This window comes from Sphingomonas sp. S2M10 (assembly GCF_012650175.1).
GTDB lineage: Bacteria > Pseudomonadota > Alphaproteobacteria > Sphingomonadales > Sphingomonadaceae > Sphingomonas.
The window spans coordinates 47,581-60,656 of sequence record NZ_JAAILI010000046.1 but is presented as its reverse complement, the minus strand read 5'-3'; the positions used below and the strand labels follow the sequence as shown (position 1 = coordinate 60,656).

Below are 13,076 nucleotides of genomic sequence, written 5' to 3'. Positions count from 1 at the left end.
CGGGTCCCCTCCCTCTCCCAAAGGGAGAGGGCACTAAATCCCTCTCCCTTTGGGAGAGGGCACTAAATCCCTCTCCCTTTGGGAGAGGGAGGGAGGCGCGCAGCGCCGGAAGGGTGAGGGTGAGCCGCCAGGTCAATGTTACTCGGAAATAGGCACGTAATTCAGGGTCTTGAGCGCATCGAGAATCGTGCCCCGGTAGCGCTCCGGGGCAGTGTCGGTTCCCATCGCCCACGCCATGATGTCGACGTCCTGCTCCTCCAGCAGGCTCTCGAACAGCGCGATCTCATCGTCGTTCCAGCCCTCGCCGTGCCGGTCGAAAAAGCCGCCGATCAGCAGATCGGCTTCCTTGGTGCCGCGGTGCCAGCTGCGGAAGCGGAGGCGCTTGAGGCGGGTTTCTCGGTCCATGGCGGGCTTTCCCAACGGCAGGCGCGCGGCTGCGCGCAGGAGCGCGGCCGACACGGGGTTGATCACGAGGACGGCAGATAGGGACGCACGCCAAGAAAGGCCAGCGGGCACTTCCTGGGGCAGATGTGGAAGGCTTGTTAACCGAAGCCCGCTAGGTTCATCCTCTCTTTGGGGTGTGTATGGCGAGGGTAGGATGAGCGACACGATGACCAACAAGCTGCGGTTCGTGATGCTGAAGTCGATCAACGGCGAGCCGATGCTCGTCAACATCGCGGCGGTGCGCACGGTCAGCACGATCAACATGGCCGGCGAGGATGTGGGCGTCATCTCCTTCGGCAAGGATCACGAGGTCGTGATCGGCTCGTCGGTGCCGGAAGTCGTGATGGCGATCGAAGCCGCGCTTTCCAGCCATAGCCCGATCTTCCTCAACGCCTGACCCGGGACAAGCGCGCTGTCGGCCGGGCAGCGCCATTTGTCAGCCGCCGCGCCGCACGATAGGGCGGGGCGATGCGTCCCGAGCTTCTCAACCCGCTGTTCGCCGAAGTCACCGCGCTGAAGGGCATCGGCCCGGCGCTGGCCAAGCCGATGGAGAAGCTGGGGCTGGCGCGGGTGGTGGACGTCGCCTTCCACCTGCCGACCGGCTTCGTCGATCGGATCCCGCGCGACGAACTCGACATGGCCGACTCGGGAAAGGTGATCGCCATCACGCTCACCCCCGTGCAATATCGCTTCGGCGGCGGCGCGCGATCGCCGGCACGGGTGCAGGCGGTGGACGCCAAGGGCAACCATGTCAGCCTCGTCTATTTCGGCGGCAGCTCCGGCTGGGCCAAGAAGCTGCTGCCGCTGAACGAGCCGCGCTGGGTCTCGGGCAAGCTCGAACATTATGGCCAGGAGCTGCAGATGGTCCATCCGGACCATGTCCTGCCGCTCGACCAGGTCGAAAGCGTCGGAGGCCGTGAAGCCATCTACCCCTGCTCCGAAGGCATCACCTCCAGGCGCATCGCGGCGCTCGCCGCGCAGGCGATCGAGCGCGCGCCCGAGCTGCCCGAATGGATCGAGCCAAGCCTCAAGACGCAGAAGGGCTGGCCCGACTGGCGCGAGGCGATCGCCCGCATCCATGCCGATCCGGCCGACGCCAAGGCGCGCGAGCGGCTCGCCTATGACGAGGTCTTCGCCAATCAGCTCGCGCTGCTGCTGGTCCGCGGCGAGGCGCGGGCGAAGCGGGGCCGTCCGCTCGCCGGCGACGGGCGGCTGCGCGACAAGCTGAAGCTGCCCTATGCCCCTACGGGCGCGCAGAGCCGCACCATCGCCGAGATCGAAGGCGACATGGCGCAGACCCAGCCCATGCTGCGGATGCTGCAGGGGGATGTCGGCTCGGGCAAGACGCTGGTGGCGACGATGGCGCTGCTGATCGCGGCGGAGGCAGGCGCACAGGGCGCGCTGCTCGCGCCGACCGAAATTTTGGCCCGCCAGCATCACGAGACGCTCCAGCGCACCCTAGCGCCGCTCGGCGTGAACGTCGCGATTCTGACCGGCCGCGACAAGGGGAAGGCGCGCGAGGCGACGCTGATGGGCCTCGCTGCAGGCGAGATCGACATCCTGATCGGCACCCATGCGATCTTCCAGGAGGGCGTGACCTATCGCGACCTCGGCCTGGTGGTGGTCGACGAGCAGCATCGCTTCGGCGTCGCCCAGCGGATGATGCTCCAGGCGAAAGCGGAACGCCCGCCGCACCTGCTGGTGATGACCGCGACGCCGATCCCGCGGACGCTGACGCTCGCCCAATATGGTGAGATGGACGTCAGCCGGCTCGACGAGATGCCGCCGGGCCGCCAGCCGATCGAGACCAGCGTCATTTCCGAGGAGCGGCTGGGCGAAGTCGTAAGTGGCCTCGGGCGGCACCTCGCCGGTGGCGGGCAGGCCTATTGGGTGTGCCCGCTGGTCGAGGAAAGCGAGAAGAGCGATCTCGCCGCCGCCGAGGCGCGCGCGGCCGAGCTGCAGGCGCATTTCGGCGACAAGGTCGGGCTGATCCATGGCCGGATGAAGGGGCCGGAGAAGGACGCGGTGATGGCCCGCTTTTCGGCCGGCGAACTCGGCGTGCTGGTCGCGACGACGGTGATCGAGGTGGGCGTCGACGTGCCCAATGCCACGCTGATCGTGATCGAGCATGCCGACCGCTTCGGCTTGGCCCAGCTCCACCAGCTGCGCGGCCGTGTTGGGCGGGGCGGGGGGCGTTCGGTGTGCGTGCTGCTGCGCGGCAACCATCTGAGCGAGACCGCGCGCGCGCGGCTGGCGCTGATGCGCGAGAGCAATGACGGCTTCCGCATCGCCGAGGAGGATCTGCGGCTGCGTGGCGCGGGCGAGCTGCTCGGCACGCGCCAGTCGGGCGACATGCAGTTCCGGCTGGCCGAGCCGGACATGCTCGGCGCGCTGCTGCCCGCGGCCAATGGCGATGCGCGGTTGCTGGTCGATCGCGATGGCGGGCTCAAAGGCGAGCGGGGGCAGGCGGCGCGGGTGGCGCTATACCTGTTCGAACGCGACGCAGCGGTGGGGCTGCTGCGCGCGGGCTGATTTAGCGCGCGCGCATCACCGTGACCATCGGGCCGAAGTCGCCGGCGGCGATCGGCTGCAGGAACTGACAGCCGACCCGTCCGCCCAATGCCCAGCGGATTTCCGCGCCGGTTTCGCCGAGGATCGGCAACTGGATGCGGAGAAGGTCGCCCGTCTCGAACGGCGCCTCGCAGCGCGCCATCAGCCCCTGCGGCGAGACGTTGACGATCAGGAACGCGACCGACTTCGCATCGGGGCCAACCGCACGCGTGCGGTGCTCGACTTCGTCGCGATGCACCAGACGATCGTCGGCGCTCGCCAGCTTGGCACCCGGTACGCTCACACGCGCCTCATCACACACTGGAGGGTCGGCAAGAGGGTAACCCACAGCAGTGAACAGGTGCCGAACGAAGGTGGTGAACGCGGCGTTAGGCCTGTGGCGTGAGCAACCCGTGATGCTTCTTACCCGCCGAGAGGCGCACCTCGCCCGCGACGGCGATCGTCGCGGCCTCGTCGTCGATCTTCTCGCCCTCGAGGCGCGCGCCGCCGCCCTTGATCAGCCGCCGCGCCTCGCCCTTCGACGCGCAGAAGCCCAGGCCGACGAGCGCGTCGACCACGCTGATGCTGCCGCCGCTGACCGCCAGCGTCGGCAGCGCGCCACCCGCGGCACCTTCCTCGAAGGTCTTGCGCGCAGTCTCGGCGGCTTCCTCGGCAGCGGCGCGGCCGCGGCACATCGCGGTCGCCTCGTTGGCGAGGATCTTCTTCGCCTCGTTGATCTCGGCGCCTTCCAGCGCTTCGAGGCGGGCGATCTCGTCGAGCGGGAGGTCGGTGAACAGCCGCAGGAAGCGGCCGACGTCGCGATCGTCGGTGTTCCGCCAGAACTGCCAATAGTCGTAATGCGGCAGCTGGTCGGGGTTGAGCCATACCGCGCCGGACATGGTCTTGCCCATCTTGCCGCCGTCCGCCGTGGTGATCAGCGGGGTGGTGACGCCGTAGACGTCGGTGCCGTCGACGCGGCGCGACAGTTCGATGCCGTTGACGATGTTGCCCCACTGGTCTGACCCGCCCATCTGCAGGCGGCAGCCTGCGCGGCGCGACAGCTCCAGAAAGTCATAGCCCTGGAGGATCATGTAGTTGAACTCGAGGAAGCTCAGCGACTGCTCGCGATCCAGCCGCAGCTTGACCGAATCGAAGCTCAGCATCCGGTTGATCGAGAAGTGCCGGCCGATGTCGCGCAGGAACGGGATATATTCGAGCTTGTCGAGCCAGTCGGCATTGTCGACCATTACCGCGTCGGTGGGGCCGTCGCCGAAGGTCAGGAAATTCTCGAACACCGTCTTGATCGAGGCGATGTTGCTGCTGATCGTGTCGAGCGTCAGCATCTTGCGGGCTTCGTCCTTGAAGCTCGGGTCGCCGATCTTGCCGGTGCCGCCGCCCATCAGCACGATCGGCTTGTGGCCCGCCTGCTGGAGGCGGCGGAGCAGCATGATCTGCACCAGGCTGCCGACATGGAGCGACGGCGCGGTGGGATCGAAGCCGATATAGCCCGGCACGATCTGCTTGGCGGCGAGCGCGTCGAGGCCCTCGGCGTCGGTCACCTGGTGGATATACCCGCGCGAGGCGAGCAGGCGGAGCAGATCGGAGCTGTATTCGGTCATGGTGCGAGGCCGCATAGCCAATGCGCGCGCCCGCGTCATCCCCGGCCGCTCAGTCCTGCGTCTGCAGTTCCCAGCTGGCGTGCTGGACGTCGTGGCGCTTCTCGAGATGCGCGATGATGCTGTCGAGCTCGGCATCGAGCGCGGCGGTGGAGACGAGGCGCGCGCGCAGCTCGATGCGATCGTCGGGGCGTTCGATGGTCTCGATCTCGGCGACTGGATAGCGCATCAGTTCCAGGTGATCGGTGAGCAGGTCGCGCAGCCGGTCGACCTCCGCCGGCACGGTGGTGAGCGTAACGAAATAGGTCGCCTCCACCTGTCCGCCGGCGAGCGGCACCCGGTTGATCGCGTTGACCACCGGCCGCAGCAGCGTGTTGCCGGCGATCACGAACACCGCCAGCGTCGCCGCCTCCGCCGCCATGTCGCTGCCTGCGCAGGCACCCACCGCCGCCGAGCACCACAGGGTCGCTGCGGTGTTGAGCCCGCGGACGTTCATCCCCTCCTTCATGATCACGCCCGCGCCGAGAAAGCCGATGCCGGAGACGACGTAGGAGATCACCCGCACCGCCTCGAGATCGCCGGCGATGCGCTGGGCGAGGTCAACGAACGCCGCCGAGCCGAGCGCCACCAGCGCATTGGTGCGCAGCCCAGCGGTGCGCTGGCGGAACTGGCGCTCCGCGCCGATCGCGGCGCCGAGGATCAGCGCCAGCGTGTAGCTCAGCAGCGTGTCGGCATAGGCGGCGAGGTGGAAGGTGTGGAGGAACTTCACGGCGGCCGGCCTCTGGAGTCGTTGCGGACGCGGCGCCTTTCGCCTGCCGCCAGGCGCGTGGCAAGCGCTGCCGCTACCCTGTCGACCGCTTTAGGATTAGGGTCGGCCGCATGGAATTTTCTCTGCTGCCCCACCCGGCAACCCCGCCAATTGCCGTGACCGCGGTCGTCTGCGACGTTCGGCGGCAGGGTGCCGATATCGCCTTGCACTATCGGATCTTGGTGGACCCGGCGGCGCTGGTGCTGCCCGCGCCTGCAGCGCCCGAGCGCACGGATGGACTGTGGCGGACAACCTGCCTCGAACTGTTCGTGGCGGGGGAGGCGAGCGACTATCGCGAATTCAACTTCGCGCCGTCGGGCCCATGGGCGGCCTACGCTTTCACCGGGCGCCGGGCGGGCATGGCGCCGCTGGTAGTGGACGAGACGCCCAAGATCGGCCTCGCTGCGCAGGAAGATGCGCTCGTCGTGGCCGTACATCTGTGCGATGTCGGCACTGGCGCCCTGCGGCTCGGCATCACTGCGGTGATGGAGGAAAGGGACGGCACGAAATCCTATTGGGCGCTGCGTCATGGCGGCGATGCGCCGGATTTCCACGATCCGGATTGCTTTGTCGCGCAACTGCCGCCAGCAGACTGACATGCTCTTCGGAATCGATCGCCTCCTCGCCGAACCCGATCTGCGCGCGCCCTTGCAGTGCAAGCGCGTGGCGCTGCTTGCGCACCCGGCCTCCGTGACCGCCGACCTGACGCACAGCCTCGATGCGCTGGTGGCGGCGGGCGTGAACATCTCGGCGGTGTTCGGCCCACAGCACGGCGTGCGCGGCGACCTGCAGGACAATATGATGGAGTCGCCCGACTTCACCGATCCGCAATATGGCGTGCCGGTATTCAGCCTCTATGGCGAGGTCCGTCGCCCGACCGACGCGTCGATGGACACGTTCGACGTGATGCTAGTGGACCTGCAGGACGTCGGCTGCCGCATCTACACCTTCGTGACGACGCTGCTCTACGTGCTCGAAGCAGCCGCGAAGCATGGCAAGGCGGTGTGGGTGCTCGATCGCCCCAACCCGGCCGGCCGGCCTGTCGAAGGGCTGACGCTGCTGCCGGGCTGGGAGAGCTTTGTCGGCGCCGGGCCCATGCCGATGCGCCATGGCATGACGCTGGGCGAGCTCGGCCACTGGTTCATCGCGCACTATGGCCTCGACGTGGAGTATCGCGTCGTCGCCATGCAGGGCTGGCAGCCCGAGGCTGCACCCGGCTTCGGCTGGCCGGTGGAGCGCCCCTGGATCAACCCAAGCCCCAATGCCGCCAACGTCAACATGGCGCGGGCCTATGCCGGGACGGTGATGCTGGAAGGGACGACGCTTTCCGAAGGGCGGGGCACCACCCGGCCGCTGGAGCTGTTCGGCGCGCCGGATATCGATGCGCGCGCGGTCATCGCGGAAATGCAGCGCCTCGTTCCCGAATGGCTCGCCGGCTGTACCTTGCGCGACATGTGGTTCCAGCCGACCTTCCACAAGCATGTCGGCCAGCTCTGTGCCGGCGTGTTCCTCCATGCGGAGGGTCGCGCCTATGACCATGCCGCCTTCCGTCCCTGGCGGGTGCAGGCGCTGGCGTTCAAGGCAATTCGCACGCTCTACCCGACATACGACCTCTGGCGCGACTTCCCCTACGAATATGTGTTCGACAAGCTGGCGATCGACGTGATCAACGGCGGACCGGGCCTTCGCCAATGGGTCGACGATCTTGCCGCCACGCCGGGCGATCTCGACGCGCTGACCCTACCCGACGAGGCCGCCTGGATCGCGGCGCGCCGGCCGCATCTGCTCTACTGATGGAGGGGATGATGGTGGCACCCGAACGCGCGCTCTGCGGCCTGATCTTCGCGGTGGAGGAGGCGCAGGATCGTCCCGGCACGCTCGTTGCCAGCCTGCCGTTCGGGGGGATGACCCTGCTCGAATATCAGATCCGCCTGCTCGCCGGCATCGGTGCCGACCAGGTGCTGGTCGCGGTGGGCAAGGTGACGCCCCAGTTCCTCGCCGCGATCGAGCGGGCGGGGCGCGGGCGGCTCAAGGTCGACATCGTCCGCTCGGCCGAGGAAGCCGCCGAGAAGGTGCTGCGCGACGCCGATGTGCTGGTGCTGGCCGACGGGCTCGTCACCATCGACCCGGTGATGGAGCGGATGGCGGCCGAACCGCATGCGGCACTGCTCGTCACCGATGATTCCGAATCCCCCGCCGCGATCGAGCGGCTGGACATGCGCCATTGCTGGGCGGGCATCGCCCGCATCGAGACGCGGCATCTCGCCCATATCGCGACGATGCCCGAGGATTATGATTTCCAGTCGGCGCTGCTGCGGGTGGCGGCGCAATCGGGGGCGCTGCAGGTGCCGCTCGCGCCGGGCTGGGCGCGCGCGGGCCATGCGGTGGAGCGGAGCGGCGACGGGCTGGCGGCGCGCAACGACGCGGTACTCGCCGCGCTGAGCGACCGGCGGACGCTGTGGGCCGATCGCTGGGTGTTCAGCCGCGCGTCGCGCTTCGTGCTGCCGCAGATGATGGCGCGCAACATTCCCGACTGGGCGCCGCTGGCGATCGGCGGCGTGGTGGCGATCACGGCGCTGTTGACGGTGCTCGCGGGCTGGGGCGGGATCGGCACGCTGGTTGCGCTGCTCGCCACGCTGGCCTTCGCAACGGCCGCGTCGCATGCCGCGCTGCGCGGTGAGGAGCCGCGCGCGCGGGGAATCGAACTCGCCATTCTCGGGCTGTTCGTGCTGCTGGTGGCAGCGACCGGCTGGCACGAAGTTAGGGCGATCGGCAATCCTGCCTCGCTGTTGCTCGCGGCGAGCGGCGTGGTGCTGCAACTGCTGGCCGAACGGGTGCCCGTGCAGCGGCGCCGCTGGTGGGCCAACGCGGCGGCGCAGATGCTGATCCTCACGCCCTTCGCGCTCCTGGGGCACGCCACGATCGGTCTGGCGGCGGTATCGCTGTACGCGCTCGCCACGCTGACCGCCGCGATCGAAAGCCTGCGCGGCAAGTCTTAGCCTCCGATTAAGCTTGCAGCGCTATGTCTTTGGATATGGCGCAAAGCGCTCCCGATCCGCGCGGTGGCCCAGCCCCCGGCGCCCCGGACCTGCTGGCCCGCGCAGCGGCGGCGGAGATGCACGATCGCGCGCTGCACGCGGCCACCGCGCGGGACATCGCGGTCCCGGAAGCGCTGCGGCTGGACGAGCGCACCCGTGCCGGCGTGCGGGCGCGGCTGGAACAGATCGTCGGCGCGATCGAGGCGAGCCTGCGTCGGGCCGTGGCGCCGGAGGGCTTCCCGGGTATGGGGCCGACGCTGCCGCTGCTGCACGCCGCCGGCCTGCCGGCGGATCCGGCGCTTGCGGGCGAGCTTCTGGCAGGGGTCCGTCTGGACCAGCTCGCTGCCGGACTGCCGCACCACGCCCCGGAAGATCCCGCCCGGCCGAGTCTGCTCAACCGTCTGGCCGAACACCCGGCGCCGGCGCTTTCCGAACCTGCGCGCGCGCTGCTGCTGGCGGAGAGCAGGGCGCGGAGTCCTGAAGCGGGACGCTGGCGGCTGCCGTTAATCTTGCATACACGCCTGCTTTGGTGGGTTGCAGCCGCCATGCGCGAACAAGCGGGATCAATGGCCGGCGTGGCTCTGGACGCGGCGCTTTGCGCGGCGGTACGGGCGGAGTGCGCGCTCGCCGAGCGCTGCGCCGAGGACCAGGTGGAGGCGGCGGCATCCCGCCTCGCCGCCGCGATCGACCCGGCCCCGCAGGAGCATGCCCGCGTGTTGCTGGAAGCGATGCGTGACCGCCGCGTGCCGCTGTTCCTGGCGCTGCTCGCCCGCGCTGCCGACATCGACATGGCCGCCGCGCGGGCGCTGCTCCTGGATCCCGGTGCCGAGCGGCTGCTGCTGGTGCTTCACGCGCTGGAGCTGTCGCGCGAAGGCATCGCGGAACTCTGCTTCGCCCTGTGTAACGCCGATCCTGCGCGTGACCTGGCCGCGCTGGCCGACGCAATCGACATGCTGGCGAGCGTGGAGGTGCAGGCCGCGCGCGACCAGCTGACCTTGCTGCGGCTTCCCCCGGAGTATCGCGCGCTGCGCATGGCGCTGCACGGGACGGGTGCACGGTGACCGCGATCAAGTCGCTCGATCCGGTGGTGCCGCTGGCGGTGGCACGGCTGGATGCCAATGGTCGGCTGATCGATGCGGAGCCGCGGCTGCGGGCGCTGAACGACCGCGCCGGGGGCGGCATCGGCGCGCCGCTCGCGCTGCCCGGCGTCGCCGCCATCGCGCAGCTGGCGCATCGGCTGGGCATTTCGGTGTCGCGCAGCGTGGTGGCGGCCGACGGCGAGGAGGAACTCGATCTCTGGGTACGCGCCGGGCCCGATCGCGGCGGCGTGCGGCTGGAGGTCAGCGGCTGGCGTGCGCGGCCCGCCTGGCGCCCCGTCGCCGATCCCGAACGTGACGGCGACTTCCTGCGCGTTACGGGCGATTGGCTGTGGGAGACCGATGGGGCCCTGCGCCTGACCTTCCTGTCTCCGGAGGCGGGGCAGCGCTACGGCTTCGACATCCGGGACATGCTGGGGCAGCCGCTCACCCGCCTGTTCGCACTCGCCCAGGACGAAGGGGGCCAGTTGCCGATCCTTTCGGCTATGTCGGCGCGCGCGCGGTTCGACGGGCAGCGCGCCGAGTTGCGCGATACCGGCCGGATGGTGCGGCTTTCGGCAACGCCGCGCAGCGATCCGCTGGGGCGGTTCGCGGGATTCATCGGCGCCGCGCGGATGCTGGATCCGGCGCTGCCGGAGACGCCGCCGATCACGCCGTCGCGCCGGGGCGATGGCTTCCCGCGTGCCTTCGGCCGACGGCTGGAGCGGGCGCTGCGCGGCCCGTTGGCACGGATCATCGCCAATGCCGATGCGATCGGTGCGCAGGCCGAAGGTCCGATCCGGGGCGATTATGCGGGCTATGCCGGCGACATCGCGAGCGCCGGCCGGCACCTGCTCGGGCTGGTGGAGGATCTGGTCGACCTTCAGGCGATCGAGGGGGAGGACTTCAAGACCGCCCGCGAGACCATCGACCTGGCTGACGTCGCCCGGCGCGCCGCCAGCCTGCTATCGGTGCGGGCCGGCGAGGCGGGCGTACATATCGATCGGCCGGCAGCCGACGAGGTACTGCGGGTGCGGGGCGAGTTCCGGCGCGCCCTGCAGATACTGGTCAACCTGCTCGGCAATGCGGTGCGCTACAGCCCCCGGGATGCGGTGGTGTGGATCCGCCTGGAAAGCGAAGCCGGCATGGGCTGCGTCATCGTCGCCGATCAGGGAAAGGGCATCGCGACGGCCTATCAGGCGCGGATCTTCGAGAAATTCGTCCGCATGGATCCCGGGGAGCCCGGCGGCAGCGGGCTGGGGCTCTACATCGCGCGGCGGCTTGCGCGTGCGATGGGGGGCGATCTGATCGTCGACAGCGCAGCGGGGATGGGCGCGCGCTTCGTGCTGATGCTTCCGCTTCCGGAGCAGCCGGAGCGCCCGCCTCCTCCTGCGGGCGCTCCCTGAGCGGTCAGCGGCGGCGGCAGACCGCGATGCGGCGGCCGTGGCGCCATTCGTTCCAGCACACCGTGCGGCTGCGATAGCCATAGCCATAGCCGCCCCGGCCATAGTGGCGGCCGCGATCCCAGCCGCGATGACGGTCCCAGCGATCGTGACGATCGTGGCGATCCCAACGGCGCTCGTGATGGTCGCGGTAGCGCCAATCCTGCGCCTGGGCTGCGGTGGCACCCACCAGGCCCGTCGCGACGAAGCCGGCGGCGGCAATCCATTGAACCAGTTTCATCGATCAGTCCTTCCTCGTTTCGATGCAGAAGGACTAACCGGCTAGACGCATCCGCAGCCTGAACCGGATCGTAGGCGGGGGTTCATCTTGGCGCCATGCGATCCATGACGGCCGGATGCAGCATGTCGGTCCGCATCCGGCCATGCTGGAGAAGTGCCGCGTGAAAGGCGACCAGCGGTCGCCCACGGGCAAGATCCTCGATCGTCAGCCAGCTGGCCGCTTCCGCTGCACGCGTGGCGGGCTCCACCACGATGCGATCGAGATCGGACGCGAACGGAGCGAAATAGGCGGGCTCTCCCATCTCCTCTCGCCAGAAGGCGAGCGCCCGATCGCTGCTCCATCCGTGGAGATGGATGCCAAGATCGGCCAGTGCCCGGCACAGGCGGAATAGTCGCCAATGGCAATAGCCGAGCGCCCCATGGGGGTCGCCGCGATACAGTCCCGCGGCGGCGGCGAGGCCCTCCGCATAGATTGCCCATCCCTCGAGAAAGGCCTGGGCATAGTCGAGCCGCAGGGGGTGGGGGGCTGCCAGCACCTCGAGCGGCATCTGCACCATGTGGCCGGGCAACAATTCGTGGTGAACGACGGCCGGGAGGGTCCAGGCGGGTCGCCGGCCGATCTCGCGCAGATCAACGACATAGCGGCCGGGGCGATCTCCCGCCGGCAGCACGCGGTACCCCTGCTTGCCGGCCGCTTCTTCCGCGGGCGACATGCGCGCGGCGCGGACCGCGTGCACCTGCGCCGGCAGCGGCTCGAACCAGCGGGGCAGGTGCAGGGCGGCGGTGGCTAGGGTCCGGTTCATGTCCGCCACCGCGCGGTCGCGGCCTGCGTCATCGTCCGGGTAGCGCCAGCGCGCAACGCGCCACAGCGCCTGATAGCGCGCGCCGATGCTGCCGCCGCGCAGGCCGATCTGTGCGAACAACCGGTCGGCCTGTGCACGCACCGCCGCATGTTCGCGCAGCAGCCGGCGGTGCAGCGCATCGACATCCACGTCGTCACCGCTCGTGCGGCGGAGCAGCAGCGTGTAATAGCGCGCGCCCTCGGGCAGCGCGACCATTCCGGGGCGCGGCGCCTCGATGGCGAGCCTGCGCAACGCGACGAGCTGGTCGCCGATCGCCACCGCGCGCGGCCCCGTCGCCCGCCGCTGCGCCGCCTCCAGCGCCGCGATCGTCCGTTCCGCCATGCCCCGCGGCAGGCGCACGCCCGCGCCGGCATCGGCGAGCAGCGCCTGTGTCTCATCGGCGATCGCGAGAGCGGACGCATCGCTGCGAAGCCAGGCGCCGCTGGTGGGGGTGACGCGATATGGGCTCCGGCCGGGCCTGCCAAACGGGAAGCGGCGGGCGAGTTCGACATCGACCGCCAATCCCGACCGCGCGGCAAGCAGGTCGAATCTGCGCCCTGCGGACAGGGCGTCGGCATCCCATGCAGACAGCGCGGTCAACGCACCGGCAGGATTCTCTTGGGCGCGATCGAGTAGCGCCCGCAACCCCTTTTCCTCCTCGCCGGGGTCCGGTCGCGCGCGCCCGGCGAGGGCGAGTGCAGCGGCGGAGCCGACAAGCAGCGAGCGGCGGGAAAGCGGGATCATGGCCCGCACCATGCGACAAACCGCCCACCGGCGCGACCCTCTCAAAATTATAGTACTGCCTAGTACGATTTCGTCTTGGCGTTACGGCGTGCAGGCGTACATGGAACACCATAGCGAAACGATCTGCGCAGAGAGACAGCGTGGGTTCAGGGAGCCGGCATATACCGGCAGGCCCGGCGGCGGGACGAAGGGGAGACCCGGACGGCCGCCCGCGGGCAAGGTGGAACGAATTGGCGGAACGGCCAAGGCAGCGCTTTCGATCGGCGCGCCCGGGGT

General features: G+C 69.5%; 13 protein-coding genes. 7 read left to right on the top strand and 6 right to left on the bottom strand.

Features of this window, described 5'->3' with window-relative positions:
* Positions 1–138: 138 nt before the first annotated feature.
* Positions 139–405, bottom strand: coding sequence for a succinate dehydrogenase assembly factor 2 (locus S2M10_RS11085; protein ID WP_168846106.1), 267 nt, complete (start codon positions 403–405; stop codon positions 139–141).
* Between the two features lie 193 nt (positions 406–598).
* Between S2M10_RS11085 and S2M10_RS11080 the strand changes: the two genes are divergently transcribed.
* Together S2M10_RS11080 and recG are read left to right on the top strand one after the other, a co-directional pair.
* Complete coding sequence (locus S2M10_RS11080; RefSeq protein ID WP_168846105.1) at positions 599–841, top strand: hypothetical protein; 243 nt, start codon at positions 599–601, stop codon at positions 839–841.
* Positions 842–912: 71 nt separating this feature from the next.
* Positions 913–2,976: an ATP-dependent DNA helicase RecG gene (gene recG, locus S2M10_RS11075; RefSeq protein ID WP_168846104.1), complete on the top strand. Its 2,064-nt coding sequence runs from the start codon at positions 913–915 to the stop codon at positions 2,974–2,976.
* 1 nt (position 2,977) lies between these two features.
* Here recG and S2M10_RS11070 read toward each other — a convergent pair whose 3' ends face one another.
* The 3 genes from S2M10_RS11070 to S2M10_RS11060 form a co-directional block, all read right to left on the bottom strand.
* Entirely contained in the window at positions 2,978–3,298 is a 321-nt protein-coding gene (locus S2M10_RS11070) for a PilZ domain-containing protein (protein ID WP_348770582.1), read from the bottom strand.
* 85 nt (positions 3,299–3,383) lie between these two features.
* Positions 3,384–4,613, bottom strand: coding sequence for a tyrosine--tRNA ligase (gene tyrS, locus S2M10_RS11065; RefSeq protein WP_168846103.1), 1,230 nt, complete (start codon positions 4,611–4,613; stop codon positions 3,384–3,386).
* Between the two features lie 49 nt (positions 4,614–4,662).
* Positions 4,663–5,379 (bottom strand): MgtC/SapB family protein, encoded by a 717-nt coding sequence (locus tag S2M10_RS11060; RefSeq protein WP_168846102.1) that lies wholly within the window; start codon positions 5,377–5,379, stop codon positions 4,663–4,665.
* 155 nt (positions 5,380–5,534) lie between these two features.
* Here S2M10_RS11060 and S2M10_RS11055 point away from each other — a divergent pair, with 155 nt between their 5' ends.
* Genes S2M10_RS11055 through S2M10_RS11035 form a run of 5 tightly spaced genes read left to right on the top strand, consistent with a single transcriptional unit; the run spans position 5,535 to position 10,938 of the window.
* Positions 5,535–6,014 (top strand): DOMON-like domain-containing protein, encoded by a 480-nt coding sequence (locus S2M10_RS11055; RefSeq protein ID WP_168846101.1) that lies wholly within the window; start codon positions 5,535–5,537, stop codon positions 6,012–6,014.
* A gap of 1 nt (position 6,015) precedes the next feature.
* Entirely contained in the window at positions 6,016–7,212 is a 1,197-nt protein-coding gene (locus tag S2M10_RS11050; protein WP_168846100.1) for a DUF1343 domain-containing protein, read from the top strand.
* Between the two features lie 11 nt (positions 7,213–7,223).
* A complete protein-coding gene (locus S2M10_RS11045; protein ID WP_168846099.1) occupies positions 7,224–8,417 on the top strand; it encodes a hypothetical protein in 1,194 nt (397 codons plus the stop codon).
* A gap of 35 nt (positions 8,418–8,452) precedes the next feature.
* A complete protein-coding gene (locus S2M10_RS11040; RefSeq protein ID WP_168846098.1) occupies positions 8,453–9,517 on the top strand; it encodes a DUF2336 domain-containing protein in 1,065 nt (354 codons plus the stop codon).
* Positions 9,514–10,938 carry an ATP-binding protein gene (locus S2M10_RS11035; RefSeq protein WP_348770581.1) on the top strand — a complete coding sequence of 475 codons (1,425 nt, stop codon included), beginning with the start codon at positions 9,514–9,516 and terminating at the stop codon, positions 10,936–10,938. Before S2M10_RS11040 ends, S2M10_RS11035 begins: the two co-directional genes overlap by 4 nt.
* Positions 10,939–10,942: 4 nt before the next feature.
* On the opposite strand, the gene S2M10_RS11030 is transcribed toward S2M10_RS11035, so the two are convergent.
* Both S2M10_RS11030 and S2M10_RS11025 read right to left on the bottom strand, forming a co-directional pair.
* Entirely contained in the window at positions 10,943–11,215 is a 273-nt protein-coding gene (locus S2M10_RS11030) for a hypothetical protein (protein ID WP_168846097.1), read from the bottom strand.
* Between the two features lie 82 nt (positions 11,216–11,297).
* Positions 11,298–12,800, bottom strand: a complete 1,503-nt coding sequence (locus S2M10_RS11025; RefSeq protein WP_168846096.1) for a DUF885 family protein — start codon at positions 12,798–12,800, stop codon at positions 11,298–11,300.
* Positions 12,801–13,076: the final 276 nt, after the last annotated feature.

Excerpts from the sequence above, each read along its gene's own strand:
- S2M10_RS11085 (WP_168846106.1), bottom strand. The coding sequence starts at position 405 with ATGGACCGAGAAACCCGCCTCAAGCGCCTCCGCTTCCGCAGCTGGCAC.
- S2M10_RS11080 (WP_168846105.1), top strand. The coding sequence starts at position 599 with ATGAGCGACACGATGACCAACAAGCTGCGGTTCGTGATGCTGAAGTCG.
- recG (WP_168846104.1), top strand. The coding sequence starts at position 913 with ATGCGTCCCGAGCTTCTCAACCCGCTGTTCGCCGAAGTCACCGCGCTG.
- tyrS (WP_168846103.1), bottom strand. The coding sequence starts at position 4,613 with ATGACCGAATACAGCTCCGATCTGCTCCGCCTGCTCGCCTCGCGCGGG.
- S2M10_RS11050 (WP_168846100.1), top strand. The coding sequence starts at position 6,016 with ATGCTCTTCGGAATCGATCGCCTCCTCGCCGAACCCGATCTGCGCGCG.
- S2M10_RS11045 (WP_168846099.1), top strand. The coding sequence starts at position 7,224 with ATGGTGGCACCCGAACGCGCGCTCTGCGGCCTGATCTTCGCGGTGGAG.
- S2M10_RS11040 (WP_168846098.1), top strand. The coding sequence starts at position 8,453 with ATGGCGCAAAGCGCTCCCGATCCGCGCGGTGGCCCAGCCCCCGGCGCC.
- S2M10_RS11030 (WP_168846097.1), bottom strand. The coding sequence starts at position 11,215 with ATGAAACTGGTTCAATGGATTGCCGCCGCCGGCTTCGTCGCGACGGGC.
- S2M10_RS11025 (WP_168846096.1), bottom strand. The coding sequence starts at position 12,800 with ATGATCCCGCTTTCCCGCCGCTCGCTGCTTGTCGGCTCCGCCGCTGCA.